We start from the raw sequence: 14,238 nt of genomic DNA, 5'->3' as shown, positions 1-14,238 counted from the left end.
ACTAACATGGAATTATAAGGAAGAGCAATGAAGAAATTCGCAATTGGATTGGTATTAGGAATGGGGTTGCTAAGTGGTCAGGCGTTGGCAGCTGGTGATGCAGCGGCAGGGCAAGCAAAAGCCGCGGTATGTGCTGCGTGTCATGGTGCTGATGGTATTGCAATTATCCCTGGTTATCCGAATCTAAAAGGTCAGAATGAACAGTACCTTGTGTCTGCAATCAATGCGTACAAAAATAAAGAGCGTAACGGCGGTTTAGCGGCTGTGATGCAAGCACAGGCTGCAGCATTAAGTGATGCTGATGTAGCTAACCTTGCTGCATACTACGCAAGCTTGAAGTAACCGAGTTGTGATAAATCAGCCCGAGCATGATTCGCTCGGGCTTTTTATTACCTAGTTATCGTGGGATAATGGCGCAAGTAACAATAGTTTAAGGGATGAACATGAAAAAGATTGAAGCCATCATTAAGCCATTCAAATTAGATGATGTCCGTGAGGCACTGGCGGAAGTAGGCATTACAGGCATGACGGTATCAGAAGTAAAAGGCTTCGGACGTCAGAAAGGTCATACTGAGCTATACCGTGGCGCTGAGTATATGGTCGACTTTCTACCTAAAGTAAAGCTTGAAATTGTTGTCACTGACGAAGTGGCTGATCAGTGTGTCGACACCATTATTGAGACAGCGCAAACGGGTAAAATTGGCGACGGTAAAATCTTTATCACCGATGTAGAGCGTATCGTTCGAATCCGAACTGGCGAAGAAGACGAAGACGCAATTTAAAGATACACCTTGGAAAAAGAGCCGCATGGCTCTTTTTTATTTTTTGGATAGTGAAAAATGAATAAAGCTCGTTGGTTTGTAGTTGCTCTGCTTCTCGTTGGTACAGCACTGATTGGATATAAGAGCGTTTTTAGTTTGCCTTCTCAGGCACAAATAACGTCATATGACCATGATTCAGAACAGCTATCCCTGACATGCTACGAAAACCCAACGGCCAAACAGCTTGATCAAAACCAGCAAATTAGCTTGTTAGTGTGGAATATCTATAAGCAAAATCGATCTAACTGGAGCTCGAGCTTGAGCAACTATGCTCAAGGTAAACAACTGGTCTTGCTGCAGGAAGCCAGCATGACGGGGGAGCTGAGAGAGTGGCTGAAGCAAGGGCGGTGGTTTGGTAGCCAAGTTGATGCTTTTAAAGCGTTTGATACCACGGCTGGGGTGCTGAATTTATCTTTGAATACGCCACTAAAAGCTTGTGCATATACAGAGCTTGAACCTTGGCTTCGTCTACCTAAATCGGCACTTTACGCACTCTATCCGCTGTCAAATGGGCAACAACTTGCGGTCGTGAATATCCATGCGGTTAACTTTACCTATGGCACTGAAGAATATCATCGTCAGTTAAACGTATTGGCACAGGAACTCAGTGAACATCAGGGGCCAGTAATTGTGGCTGGCGATTTTAATAGCTGGAGCCAAGAGCGTTTGAGAGTGATGTCCGAAGCGCTAAGTTCATTGGGATTAAAAGAGGTGACCTATGACAGTGATAACCGGACTCAGTTTATGACCGGCCTACCTTTGGATCATGTATTCTATCGTGGACTTACGTTGGAAAAAGCAGAGGCGCCAGTCTCTGACGCCTCTGATCACAATCCAATCTTAGTGACTTTTCACTTATAACCGATTAAAAAATGACAATATAAAGCGCCCAGATCAGGTAGTAGGCTAGCCATGGAAGCGCTGAAATGGCAAGAGCCTGACCTCGTTCAAACTCAGTCCAAGTCCCGACCGCGGCATAGCCCAAGGCAATGTACCAAGGGAGCAGTATTGGGAATGAACTGGCAAATTGAGACCAAGGATTGGTGAGTGGCAGCTTGAGAAAACCATTAAGGCTATTGAGATCTGCGGCATAAACTAACACCTGACCATGTTTCAGTAGCGCACTTACGTAACTTGCTAAGTCGCCAATGATAGCAGGGAAGGTAATGACTGCACTCGCGGCGAACCACTTCCAAAAGCCATGTTGATGCTGGCTTGGCTTCGTTGCTAGGTTGAACCAAAATGCTAGCATCAAGATAGTCAGAGTTCTGCCTGCAATATCGCTGATGATTTCGCTGGCCATAAGGGTGTTTGCGTCTAAAAGCTCAAGTTGCTTAGGATTCGTGACCGCCAACTGAGCCGCAAGCGTTTCTCTCAGCCAATCAAAGTTGACCATATCAAAGTACGCTCCCCAAAATAAAAATGGAGAGAGAATTAAGAAAATGTATGGTTGCCAGCCCCAAGCTCCACGTTGGTAGAGAGCGAGAAAACAGGCGCTAGGCGAACGGAAGATATCGACCAGCATAATAATAGGGTTACTTGAGGGGCTCATACACTTACCTTAGTTACATCAACATACAGCTTCAGCTTTTGACCTGGTTTGAGGTACTTCTGATTGCTCAGATCATTCCATTTGACGATGTCATTGGACTTCACTTTAAATTTGGTGGCAATACCACTGATCGTGTCTCCTGAGCGAACGCTATAGAAGACGGTTCTGACGACGGCGCCATCAGAGCTATTTTTCCAAATAACCAGTTTCTGCCCAACTCGCAGGGTATCTCTTGGTCCCATTCCATTCCATTTCGCAACAGATTGGTGAGACACTTTGTTGGCTTTGGCAATGGACCATAAGCTATCGCCAGAACGTACCGTATGAGTCAGTTTGTACTGACCTCGACTTTCAGACTGCGTTTTAGCTAAGCGGTTTGATGCGCTGAGGGCATACGCTTTGTCGTCACGAGTTGAGGTCGGAATCATTAAGTGTTGGCCGACTCGGATGTTATTGCCGCTAATATTATTCGCAGTGCGGATGACTTGGGCTGTCGTGTTATATTTCTCAGCCAAAACACTCAAAGTATCGCCAGATTTCACTTTGTAGCGTACCACTTTCATCCCTTTACCACGGTTTTTGCTAGCCGCACTGTTAAACTGAGCGACGTTGTCGATAGGTAGCAGCAACTGGTGTGGACCATCTGGTGCTGTAGCCCATTGGTTGTATGCTGGATTCAAGCTTTGCAGCTCTTTGACACTGATACCAGCGTAGTTAGCCGCGATAGCAAGGTCGAGCTGTTCTTTTGGATTGACCAATTCCACAACCTGTCGGTTGGCGATAGGTGGGATTTCAATGCCGTATTTTTCTTGATTGGCGACAATGTCTGCCAGAGCCAGTAATTTTGGCACATAACCACTGGTTTCTTTTGGTAAGTCGAGAGAGAAGAAGTCGATTGGCTTACCGAGTTTGTTGTTTTTGCGGATAGCGCTGGAGACACGGCCGCCACCACTGTTGTACGCGGCAATCGCGTGTGTCCAATCGCCATCAAAACGCTTATTTAGGTAAGTCAGGTAATCGAGTGCAGCATCTGTCGCAGCAGGGACATCGCGACGGCCATCGTACCAGAAGTTTTGTTTGAGACCGTACATCTCGCCCGTACCGGGAACAAACTGCCATAAACCAGCGGCACTCCCATGAGAGTAAGCGAAGGCATCAAATGAACTTTCAACGACAGGAAGAAGTGCCAGTTCCAGTGGCAAGCCACGTTGCTCGATCTTCTCTGTAATCAAATATAGGAAAGGTTCGGCGCGTTGCGAAACCGTTTTTAAATGATTTGGATGCTTCAAATACCATGTGCGGTAGTAATCGACCAGTTGGTGATCAGGGATCGGCATATCGAGTTGCATCGCGATACGCTGCCAGACGTCTTGCTGAGTTTGCGGTGTGACCACCGGCTCTACTTTGACCACCGGTTTTTCTGGCTGAGCTACAGGCTCAGTCGGTGTTATGGTTGGATTGTTGGTATCTGGAGAGACGGCTTCTCCAGAATCGGTCGGCTGGGTAAGCTGACAACCTGCTAAGAGTAATGCCAATACCCAGCTGTGTTTAACTCGCATTGCACAGCCCTTTTTCTATTTGGCTGCTGATAATACTTGCCTCTCTCAGTAGGTGACAAGCAGCAAATCGTTAAAATTCGTTCTTCCACTCACGTAATGCAGTAAAAATCGCGAGTGGATCAGTTTGAGAGGTTCTATTTGATACGGAGCGGATAACGCTAGGCTGATCGGTACGCAAAAATGGATTGATCCACTTTTCTCGTCGAATGGTAGTCGGTAACGTCGGTTTGTTTTGCGCTCTTAAGCGGTTTACTTCGTCTCGATATTGTTGCAACTGACTATTTTCTGGTTCAACGGCCAGTGCAAAGGCCAGATTGCTGGTGGTGTACTCGTGTGCACAGTAGACCTCCGTCTCTTCTGGCAAGGCTGCGAGTTTGTTGAGAGAGTTATGCATCTGTTCCATCGTTCCCTCAAATACGCGCCCACATCCGGCAGAGAACAGCACGTCACCACAGAATAGCTTTCCATCTCCGACATAGCCGATATGGCCACTAGTATGGCCTTCTAAACCTAGAACAAAAAAGATTTCATCAAATAGCTCTATTTGATCTCCTGCATCGACGGCATGAGTTAAGGTGGGTACAGGTTCGTTGGCGGGTCCGACAACATCGACGCTAGGAAACTGTCGTACCAGCTCAGCAACACCACCAATATGGTCATTGTGGTGGTGAGTAATGAGAATTGCCTCTAAATTCAGTTCGTGCTCTTTTAGGTAAGTGAGGACTGGGGTCGCGTCACCTGGATCAACCACAGCACAACGACGATCGCTATTTTCAATTAGCCAGATGTAATTATCATTAAATGCGGGTATGCTTTTGATATTCAACATGGTTGTGTCTCCAGTTACCAGGGTGAAGCAGGTTATATATGAAACCAGCACTTAGCAGAAAAAAGCTTGAAAAGCCTCATTCATGGTCTCAGCTAAAAAATGGCCAGTGGGTCAGTGATTCAATTCAAACCCGCATTGACGAATGGTGCCCAAAACTATTCGGATATCACCTACTTAAGCTGGGCGGGTTGAGCTGTGAGTTAACCAGCTTCAACTGTAACATTCAACATCAAGTTCACTTAGATATCCAGAACCCTTTGCACAATGTGATTGCAGATGGTTACGATTTGCCCTTTCTGGAAAAAAGTTTCGATGCCGTGCTGATGTCCCATCAACTTGACTACTGTAACGATCCTCATCGTATGTTACGAGAAGTTGACCGAGTCATGATTGATGATGGTTACCTGATTATAACGGGTTTCAACCCAATCAGTTTTACTGGGCTTGCGAGCTTAATGCCTTGGCGACGTAACAATTTACCATGGAGCGGTCGGATGTTTACGCCCAATCGAGTTAAAGATTGGCTTGGGCTATTAAACTATCAGGTGTTGGAGTGCGACAGTTACGCACTGTTCCCTATGCAGAAATATCGCACTATGTGGACTTGGTTGGAGAACAGCCTTGGCGATTGGGCGGCACCTGCGGGAAGTCTCTATTTTATCGTGGCACGAAAACGTACTTATCCACTCAAGCTAATTAAGCCTCACTGGAAGTTAAAACGAAAATTGACGCCAGTTGGCGTCAATTACAAAGTGTCGAGCCGACAGTCTAGCTCCAACTAGCTAGGCTGATAACCGACATCTTCATCGGTTGGGTTTTCCGCTGCGGTACGGGCTAATTCATCACACATTTCGTTTTCTCTATGCCCTGCGTGACCTTTGACCCAGCGCCAATCGATGCTATGGCGCTGGGTTTCTGTATCAAGCGCTTGCCAAAGATCGGCATTCTTAACGGGTTTCTTGTCTGCTGTTTTCCAGCCGCGCTTTTTCCAGTTGTGTATCCACTGAGTAATACCTTGACGAACATATTGACTGTCGGTCGTTAGAATTACGTCGCATGGCTCTTTTAAAGCTTGCAAGGCGACAATGGTAGCCATCATTTCCATACGGTTGTTTGTGGTAAGGGTAAAACCTTTGGCGAGCGTTTTTTCGACCTGTTTATAGCGGAGTACGATTCCGTAACCACCAGGACCTGGGTTACCTAAACAAGAACCATCAGTGAAAATTTCCACCTGTTTCGTCATGATTTGATACTATTGGGTTAAGCACATTATTGGCATAGTCTGACACACATATTGTTATGAATACCAGCAACAATTCTAATCAACATCGTATCGTTGTACTCGATACAGAAACCACAGGTATGAACCGTGAGGGTGGACCTCACTATCAGGATCACCGAATCATTGAAATCGGTGCTGTGGAGATCATAAACCGCAAACTGACAGGGCGTCATTTCCATGTCTACATCAAACCCGATCGTGAAATTCAGCCTGATGCGGTAGAAGTTCACGGTATTACCGATGAGTTTTTGGTCGACAAACCAGACTATCGTGATGTCCATGCTGAATTTCTAGACTTCATCAAAGGGGCTGAGCTGGTGGCGCACAATGCGCCCTTCGACGTTGGCTTCATGGATAATGAGTTTCGGATGCTTGACCCTAGCATCGGCAAGACGATTGACTATTGTAAAGTGACCGATACGCTGGCTATGGCGAAGAAAATCTTCCCTGGCAAGCGAAACAACCTTGACGTACTTTGTGATCGTTACGGTATAGATAACTCTCACCGTACTCTCCACGGGGCATTACTCGATGCCGAGATTCTGGCAGATGTTTATCTGCTAATGACGGGTGGACAGACTTCGCTGCAGTTCAATGCAGGGAGCTCTGGAGGTGAAGAGGGCGAAGTCATAAAACGTGCGGCAAGTGGTCGAAAATCGCTAAAGGTTTTACGTGCAACAGCCGATGAATTAGAAGCCCACCAAAGTAGATTAGACATAGTAGAGAAAAGCGGTAGCTGTCTCTGGCGTCAGTAGGAGAAAGGATGTTGAGGTTTTGGATTGCCATTTTAGGTTTTGTATTTAGTTCGTTAGGCTATGCTGCCGAAGGAACCTCAATGTCGTTGTTGGATAATCGCTTTAGAGTCGACCCGTCGATTAAGCAAATTACCTTTGTTATCTACCGAGCGCAAAGTTCTCAGCCAGTGGTCTTAGTGAGACCCGACGGCAAGAAATATTATGCCTGGCGTAGTCCAGACAATGTTCGCTGGTACCAAGAACCTTCAATGGACATCGTTTCCATTGATAATCCTATGCCTGGCCCTTGGCAAGCAATTGGTAAAGTGACTCCCAAGAACAAGATAAAGCTGATTTCTCATCTTGAGCTGTCCACTGACACGCTGCCGACTCGATTGTATCAAGGAGAGTCGATTAAGTTTAATGCCCGCTTGACCTCAGACAATCAGCCACTCGTATTAAGAGATTTTCTTGATCGTGTGAAACTGAAAGTGACCTTTACGAAATATGTCGAGAATGAAGAGTCGTTGGTGAAGGAGGCACGTCCATTACCAGAAGTAATTGGTGAGTTCGCTGATGATGGTAAGGATCTTGATGAGGTTGCTGGCGATGGTATTTTCACCGTTGCTTTGCCTATTACCAGTGAGCCAGGCAAGTATCGTGTCAGAATCACTTCTGGTAATGGCGTGTTCTTGCGTGCTCAAGAGCAAGAGGTTTTAGTCTACCCATCGCCCCTGTTGGCTACCTTTATTCAGTCTCGTGAAGAAATGAGTCCTAACCAGATTGTCTTTGCAGGTGAGCAGGGAATGATTAAACCAGGCTCGATTGCCGGTCACGTTGAGCATACCTCTCCTAATGGTGCGTTGACCACCGTTCAGGGCAGTGCGGGCGAAGAGAGCAATAAGCTGACGCTTGAGATTCCTTACAGTGCCGATCTTGGTCTCTATGCTTGGCATGGTAAAGCCTTTGCAACCGAAATGGGCTCTGAGCGACCACTGATTTTCCCGATCAGTGAACACACATACAGCGTGGTAGAAGAGGTAGATATTGCCGAAACCCGTCGTTTGCAGGAAGAAGAGCGTCTCAAGCAGCAAAAAATGCTGGAAGAAATTCAAATGATGGAGATGCGCGAAGCTAAACGCACTCGTACCATGATTCTAATTGGTGTGGGTAATTTGGTGGTACTGATATTGGGTATCGCGGTTTGGTTTGTCATGCGTAAGCTAAAGGCAAGCAGACAAGCAGTGCCGGAAATGCAACTCGATATGCCTAAAAAGTAGTGAGTCGTTAATGGGACCCGCGTTAATGGGGCTACCGTCTTTCCTCTAGGCATTCTTTGATACAAGAATAAATAAAGGGCTGCGATTGCAGCCCTTTGTTTCAGTTTTAAGTTGGGTTACGCCACTTCATCCATCTCTGGTTGAAGCAGAGGCATTGGCTTTGCGGCCAGTTCCTCTGGGCTGAAGTCATCAACGTTAATAACGTATAAGCGATGTTGCTCTGCTTCAGTCAGTAGTTTCGCATCGTCAGCATCAATGATGCCTTTTTCGAGGCCCAGTTGAGCGACTTCATCTAGACGCAAGAATGGGCGACGTTGACCTAGCTGCTCACAGATTTTGTTGAATACTGGCTCTGCTTGCAGAATCACTTCTAGAGCCTGCTCAATACGACCTGCCGCGTTGAACTCAGTTGCTGCCAAGTATTGGTTACGGCCAATACGTGAACGAGTTTCGCTCGGTGTTTGCAGAATTTGAGCCACTTGGCTATCCAGCTTATCACTCGGTGCTTTACGAACTCGACCAAACGGCATGATGACTAGACGCAGGGCTTTACCGAGGACTTTGTTCGGGAAGTTTGCTAAAAACTCATCAATCGCCAACTCAGTTTGTTTCAGACTATCTTGTAGTCCCCAATGTACTAAAGGTAGGTCATCTGCAATACGGCCATCACTCTCAAAGCGTTTTAATGTTGCAGAGCTTAAGTACAACTGGCTCAAAATATCGCCCAAGCGAGCAGATAAACGTTCCTTGCGTTTCAGGGAACCGCCAAGCACTGCCATTGAAATATCAGAGAGAAAGGCAATGTTGGCACTGTATCGGTTAAGCTGCTGGTAGTAACGCGTTGTGGCATCTTTGACTGGTGCATCCGAGAAACGACCATCTGTTAAACCAAGCCAGAAGCTGCGAACAAGATTACTCATGGTAAAGCTGACGTGTCCAGCCAGCGCAGAGTCAAACTTGTCTAGCGCGTCTGAGGCTTCTGAGTAGGCTGCATTCATCTCTTCCAATACGTAAGGGTGACAACGAATGGCACCTTGACCAAAGATGATCATAGAGCGAGTCAGAATGTTTGCACCTTCAACTGTCACCGCAATGGGCGCACCTTGGTAACCACGAGCAAGGAAGTTAGAAGGGCCAAGACAGATGCCTTTTCCGCCGACAATGTCCATAGCGTCGATGATGCTTTGCTGACCACGGTGAGTACAGTGGTATTTTACAATCGCAGAGATGACGGATGGTTTCTCACCAAGGTCAATACCCGCGACTGTTAGGTTACTTGCAGCATCCATGACATAAGCATTGCCGCCAAGGCGTGCCAATGGCTCTTCGACACCTTCCATATGGCCGATTGGTTGCTTAAACTGACGGCGAATACGAGCGTAGGCTCCCGTGGCTAAAGCGGCGGACTTAATGCCACCCGTCGAGTTTGAAGGCAGAGTGATACCACGACCTACCGACAGACACTCAACCAACATTCGCCAGCCTTGGCCAGCCATTTTTGGACCGCCGATGATGAAATCAAGAGGAACAAACAGGTCTTGGCCACGTGTTGGACCATTTTGGAAAGGCACGTTAAGTGGGAAATGGCGGTTGCCAATTTCAACACCTTCTAAATGTGTTGGAATAAGGGCACAGGTGATGCCAATATCTTGTTGATCACCAAGTAGGCCATCTGGGTCGCGCAGTTTAAACGCTAGACCCAACACAGTCGCAACTGGCGCCAGTGTGATGTAGCGTTTGTTCCACGTCAGACGCATACCAAGCACTTCTTTACCTTGCCACTCACCTTTGCAGACAATACCAAAATCTGGAATTGAGCCCGCATCTGAACCCGCTTCAGGGCTAGTTAGGGCAAAACATGGGATCTCTTTACCTTCTGCAAGTCGAGGCAAGTAGTATTCTTTTTGCTCAGTGGTACCGTAATGTTGCAGCAGTTCACCTGGACCCAATGAGTTAGGAACGCCAACCGTTGAAGACAGCACACCAGAGACACCGGTCAGTTTCTGCAATACTAGGGATTGTGCATACGCTGAAAACTCTAAGCCACCATATTTTTTCTTAATGATCATCGCGAAGAATTTGTTGTCTTTTAGGTATTGCCAAACTTCAGGTGGCAAATCGGCAAGCTCATGAGTGACTTGGTAATCATTGACCATGGCACAGACTTCGTTCACAGGGCCGTCTAGGAATGCTTGTTCTTCTGCGCTCAATTGAGGGGCTTTGATGTCGTGAAGCTTTTTCCAATCTGGCTTGCCTTTGAACAGTTCTGCTTCCCACCAAACCGTACCTGCATCGAGTGCTTCTTTCTCTGTTTGAGACATAGCAGGCAACACTTTTTTAAACAGCGATAACGCTTTCTTGCTAATCAGAGATTGACGAATTGATGGAACCGCTAAGGTAGCAATTGCCGCGATAAACAGTATCCAACTAAGTGAACCAGCAGAACCGAAAATTGAAAGCGCAACCATGGTTACAGCCAGTGCAGCAATCGATACTAGCAGTGAGGTGCGATGATAGAGGCAGACTGCCAGTACCGTGGTAAAGCCAAGAATAGAGAGCAAAATGTCCATATGTATATTCCTTTTGCGGCGATTTATAGTTGGTTATTCGCCGGTGACGGGTAAGAGGTCTAACCAGTTAAGTGTAATCAAAATATTAATGAAATGTAAAACCTGTATTTGTTCAAAAAGTGATCTAAGTAGAGTCAAAGGTCTAAAAATGGCGAGCTGTGCGGAAATTGTGAGCGGAGAATGGCAAGAAAGCGGTAAATGTTATCGGCAAGCTATCGACAGTGAGAATTGTTTGAGTAAACTCTGTAGATAACCGTTTCTGTCTTGTTCACAGAACTATTTATTACAAAAATTAGAGAAAAACCTATGTACCAGGACCTGATTAAAAGCGAATTGAATGAAGCTGCTGATGTTCTAAACAAGTTCTTGAGCGACGAGAATAACATCGCTCAAATTGAAGCTGCGGCGAAAATGATTGCGGATTCATTTAAGCAAGGCGGTAAAGTACTGTCATGTGGTAATGGTGGTTCACACTGTGATGCGATGCATTTTGCAGAAGAACTGACAGGCCGTTACCGCGAAAATCGTCCTGGTTTGCCAGGCATTGCGATTTCAGATCCAAGCCATTTATCTTGTGTCAGCAATGACTTTGGTTATGAGTATGTCTTCTCTCGTTATGTAGAAGCGGTAGGTTCAAAAGGTGACGTGCTATTTGGCCTGTCGACTTCAGGTAACTCTGGCAATATCCTTAAAGCGATTGAAGCTGCGCACGCTAAGGGTATGAAGACCATCGCTCTAACCGGTAAGGATGGTGGTAAAATGGCAGGTCTAGCGGATATTGAAATCCGTGTCCCTCATTTTGGTTACGCAGACCGCATCCAAGAGATCCACATCAAGATTATTCACATTGTGATCCAACTGATTGAAAAAGAAATGGAAAAGTAACCCTTTATCAAGGGTTGTAAACCGTATTAGTGCTTTGCACTAATACGGTTGCTGTATAGGGAGTTTTTAAAACCATGTGTGAACTGCTCGGAATGAGCGCCAATGTGCCAACCGATATCTGTTTTAGTTTTACCGGTCTTATGCAACGTGGTGGCAATACCGGTCCGCATCGTGATGGTTGGGGCATTACTTTTTACGAAGGCAAGGGCTTTCGTAATTTTAAAGATCCCAACCCTAGCTGTGATTCAAAAATTGCTGAACTGGTCCAGAACTATCCAATTAAAAGCTGTGCAGTGATTAGCCATATTCGCCAAGCGAATCGTGGAGCAGTGAACCTTGAAAACACCCATCCATTTACCCGAGAGCTTTGGGGACGTTACTGGACTTTTGCCCATAATGGGCAACTCACTGACTATCAAGGCTTAGATTCGGGTCGTCATCGCCCTGTCGGCCAAACAGATAGTGAACTGTCATTTTGCTGGTTATTGAATCAAATGGAGCTGCGTTATCCACAACCTCCACAAGATATGGTCGGCGTATTTCGTTTTATTGCCGAGTGTTGCGAACAACTGAAAGAGAAAGGTGTCTTCAATATGCTGCTGTCAGACGGTGAGTTTGTCATGACATATTGTACCAACCATCTTTATTGGATAACGCGTCGCGCTCCGTTTGGTAAAGCGTCACTGATTGATGAAGATGTAGAGATCAATTTCCAAGAAGAAACAACACCTAATGACATCGTTTCGGTTATTGCGACGCAACCATTGACTGATAACGAAGAGTGGCATCGTATGAAACCAGGTGAGTTTGGTATTTTCCATTTTGGTGAACTTATCGATGGCAATTCTGCGGCGCTAAGGGATGTTGCTTTTGCTCCCAAAAAGGTCGCCAGTCAGGCACCTACAGAGCCTTTGGTTTAGCGTAACGAGCACTAATAATCCAACTCTTCAGAACAAAAAAAGGCCGATGTCTCCATCGGCCTTTTTATATCTTAGCGAAAGCTTATGCTAGCTGAGCTTTTACGTGTTCAACAATATCAGCCATCGCTACGGCTGTTTTCTCACCTGAGCGGCGGTTCTTATACTCGAAGTTGCCTTCTTTCATTGAACGGTCACCGATGACGATAGTGTGAGGAATGCCGATAAGTTCCATATCCGAGAACATCACACCTGGGCGTTCTTTACGATCGTCGAATAGAACTTCAATACCCATTGCTGTGAGTTCAGCATATAGCTTCTCTGCCGCTTGCTGTACTTCTTCTGATTTGTGCATGTTCATTGGTACGATAGCAACTTGGAAAGGAGCAAGTGCGTCAGGCCAGATGATGCCGTATTCGTCGTGGTTTTGCTCGATTGCAGAAGCCACTACGCGTGATACACCAATACCGTAACACCCCATCTCTAAGATGACGTTCTTACCATTAGGACCAAGAACGCCACAGTTCATTGCTTCCGAGTAAACGTTACCTAGCTGGAAGATATGACCGACTTCGATACCGCGTTTTAGCATTAGGGTACCTTGACCACATGGGCTTGGATCACCTTCAACAACGTTACGCAGATCTTCAACTTGGCCTAGCTCAACATCACGACCCCAGTTGATACCGAAGTAGTGTTTATCATCAATGTTCGCACCAGCACCAAAGTCGCTCATTACCGCTACAGTGCGGTCAACGATGAATGGTAGCTCAAGACCAACAGGGCCTAAAGAGCCCGGGCCTGCACCGATAAGCGCACGAATTTGCTCTTCGGTTGCCATCTCTAGAGGCGCTGCAACTTGCGGTAGGTTTTCCGCTTTCACTTCGTTCAGTTCGTGGTCGCCACGGATGATAAGTGCGATGATCTCAGCGTCTACTTCATCAGATGCTTTAACGAATAGAGTTTTAACCGTTTTCTCGATTGGTAGATCGAATTGCTCTACTAGTTCAGCGATAGTTTTCGCGTTTGGAGTGTCGACTAGCGTCATCTCTTGTGTTGGTTCTGCGCGATCGCCAGCAGGCGCTGCCGCTTCTGCTTTCTCGATGTTCGCTGCGTAATCAGACTCAGTAGAGAAGGCGATGAGGTCTTCGCCGCTTTCAGCCAGCACGTGGAACTCTTGAGAACCACTACCACCAATAGCACCAGAATCTGCCAATACAGGACGGTACTCAAGACCCATGCGGTCAAAAGCTTTACAGTAAGCGTCATGCATAGCTTGGTAAGATTTCTCTAGACCCGCTTTGTCGATATCGAAGCTGTACGCATCCATCATGCAGAATTCACGAGCACGCATTACGCCGAAACGTGGGCGACGTTCATCACGGAACTTAGTTTGGATTTGGTACAGGTTTAGCGGTAACTGCTTGTAAGAGCTCACTTCATTACGCACTAGGCTAGTGATCACTTCTTCAGCCGTTGGGCTAAGTACAAACGGACGAGTGTGACGGTCAGTAAAGCGTAATAGCTCAGGGCCCATCTTCTCGCTGCGACCTGTTTCTTCCCATAGTTCAAACGGCTGAACAACGGGCATCAAAGTTTCGACAGCGCCTGCATTGTCGATCTCTTGACGAACGATGTTTTCGACTTTACGCAGAACACGTAGACCGGTAGGTAGCCAGGTGTATAGACCTGAAGCCAGCTTACGGATCATACCTGCACGTAGCATGAGCTGGTGGCTCACTACTTCTGCGTCGTTTGGAGTCTCCTTCAGAGTAGAAAGAAGATAATTACTGGTACGCATTTAACTTA

Annotated in this window: 14 protein-coding genes; 8 read left to right on the top strand and 6 right to left on the bottom strand. The window is 46.5% G+C overall.

Annotation, left to right across the window (positions count from 1 at the left end; all coding sequences use genetic code 11):
* Positions 1-27: 27 nt before the first annotated feature.
* The 3 genes from ACQEXT_RS11920 to ACQEXT_RS11910 all read left to right on the top strand — a co-directional run bounded on the left by ACQEXT_RS11920 (position 28) and on the right by ACQEXT_RS11910 (position 1,682).
* Positions 28-342, top strand: a complete 315-nt coding sequence (locus ACQEXT_RS11920) for a c-type cytochrome (RefSeq protein ID WP_426952213.1) — start codon at positions 28-30, stop codon at positions 340-342.
* Positions 343-443: 101 nt separating this feature from the next.
* On the top strand, positions 444-782 hold the full coding sequence (gene glnB, locus ACQEXT_RS11915; protein ID WP_004415234.1) for a nitrogen regulatory protein P-II: 339 nt from the start codon (positions 444-446) through the stop codon (positions 780-782).
* A gap of 57 nt (positions 783-839) precedes the next feature.
* A complete protein-coding gene (locus ACQEXT_RS11910; protein WP_426952210.1) occupies positions 840-1,682 on the top strand; it encodes an endonuclease/exonuclease/phosphatase family protein in 843 nt (280 codons plus the stop codon).
* Between the two features lie 4 nt (positions 1,683-1,686).
* Here ACQEXT_RS11910 and ACQEXT_RS11905 read toward each other — a convergent pair whose 3' ends face one another.
* From ACQEXT_RS11905 to gloB, 3 genes are all read right to left on the bottom strand, one after another.
* Entirely contained in the window at positions 1,687-2,373 is a 687-nt protein-coding gene (locus ACQEXT_RS11905; protein ID WP_269376703.1) for a YIP1 family protein, read from the bottom strand.
* Positions 2,370-3,932 (bottom strand): LysM peptidoglycan-binding domain-containing protein, encoded by a 1,563-nt coding sequence (locus ACQEXT_RS11900; protein WP_426952208.1) that lies wholly within the window; start codon positions 3,930-3,932, stop codon positions 2,370-2,372. The genes ACQEXT_RS11905 and ACQEXT_RS11900 overlap by 4 nt, the downstream gene beginning before the upstream one ends.
* Before the next feature lie 70 nt (positions 3,933-4,002).
* Positions 4,003-4,761 carry a hydroxyacylglutathione hydrolase gene (gene gloB, locus ACQEXT_RS11895; RefSeq protein ID WP_426952207.1) on the bottom strand — a complete coding sequence of 253 codons (759 nt, stop codon included), beginning with the start codon at positions 4,759-4,761 and terminating at the stop codon, positions 4,003-4,005.
* Positions 4,762-4,799: 38 nt separating this feature from the next.
* Between gloB and ACQEXT_RS11890 the strand changes: the two genes are divergently transcribed.
* The gene (locus ACQEXT_RS11890) at positions 4,800-5,543 is read left to right on the top strand and encodes a class I SAM-dependent methyltransferase (protein ID WP_138973437.1); all 744 of its coding nucleotides are present in this window, start codon (positions 4,800-4,802) and stop codon (positions 5,541-5,543) included.
* On the opposite strand, the gene rnhA is transcribed toward ACQEXT_RS11890, so the two are convergent.
* Entirely contained in the window at positions 5,540-6,004 is a 465-nt protein-coding gene (gene rnhA, locus ACQEXT_RS11885; RefSeq protein ID WP_138973436.1) for a ribonuclease HI, read from the bottom strand. The two genes, ACQEXT_RS11890 and rnhA, sit on opposite strands and share 4 nt — an antisense overlap.
* A 56-nt stretch (positions 6,005-6,060) precedes the next feature.
* Here rnhA and dnaQ point away from each other — a divergent pair, with 56 nt between their 5' ends.
* Entirely contained in the window at positions 6,061-6,798 is a 738-nt protein-coding gene (dnaQ, locus tag ACQEXT_RS11880) for a DNA polymerase III subunit epsilon (protein ID WP_331426855.1), read from the top strand.
* Positions 6,799-6,806: 8 nt separating this feature from the next.
* A complete protein-coding gene (locus ACQEXT_RS11875) occupies positions 6,807-8,057 on the top strand; it encodes a TIGR03503 family protein (protein WP_426952204.1) in 1,251 nt (416 codons plus the stop codon).
* A 116-nt stretch (positions 8,058-8,173) separates the two neighbouring features.
* Here ACQEXT_RS11875 and fadE read toward each other — a convergent pair whose 3' ends face one another.
* Entirely contained in the window at positions 8,174-10,627 is a 2,454-nt protein-coding gene (gene fadE / locus ACQEXT_RS11870) for an acyl-CoA dehydrogenase FadE (protein ID WP_426952203.1), read from the bottom strand.
* 306 nt (positions 10,628-10,933) lie between these two features.
* Here fadE and lpcA point away from each other — a divergent pair, with 306 nt between their 5' ends.
* Both lpcA and ACQEXT_RS11860 read left to right on the top strand, forming a co-directional pair.
* Positions 10,934-11,512 (top strand): D-sedoheptulose 7-phosphate isomerase, encoded by a 579-nt coding sequence (lpcA, locus tag ACQEXT_RS11865; RefSeq protein WP_331426859.1) that lies wholly within the window; start codon positions 10,934-10,936, stop codon positions 11,510-11,512.
* Between the two features lie 74 nt (positions 11,513-11,586).
* Complete coding sequence (locus ACQEXT_RS11860) at positions 11,587-12,432, top strand: class II glutamine amidotransferase (protein ID WP_426952201.1); 846 nt, start codon at positions 11,587-11,589, stop codon at positions 12,430-12,432.
* Positions 12,433-12,514: 82 nt separating this feature from the next.
* Here ACQEXT_RS11860 and ACQEXT_RS11855 read toward each other — a convergent pair whose 3' ends face one another.
* Entirely contained in the window at positions 12,515-14,230 is a 1,716-nt protein-coding gene (locus ACQEXT_RS11855) for a proline--tRNA ligase (RefSeq protein ID WP_426952200.1), read from the bottom strand.
* Positions 14,231-14,238 lie beyond the last annotated feature (8 nt).

This window comes from Vibrio sp. TRT 29B02, from assembly GCF_050113655.1.
Lineage (GTDB): Bacteria > Pseudomonadota > Gammaproteobacteria > Enterobacterales > Vibrionaceae > Vibrio.
Note: the sequence above shows the minus strand (reverse complement) of the source record. Positions and strands in the feature narration are given on the sequence as shown.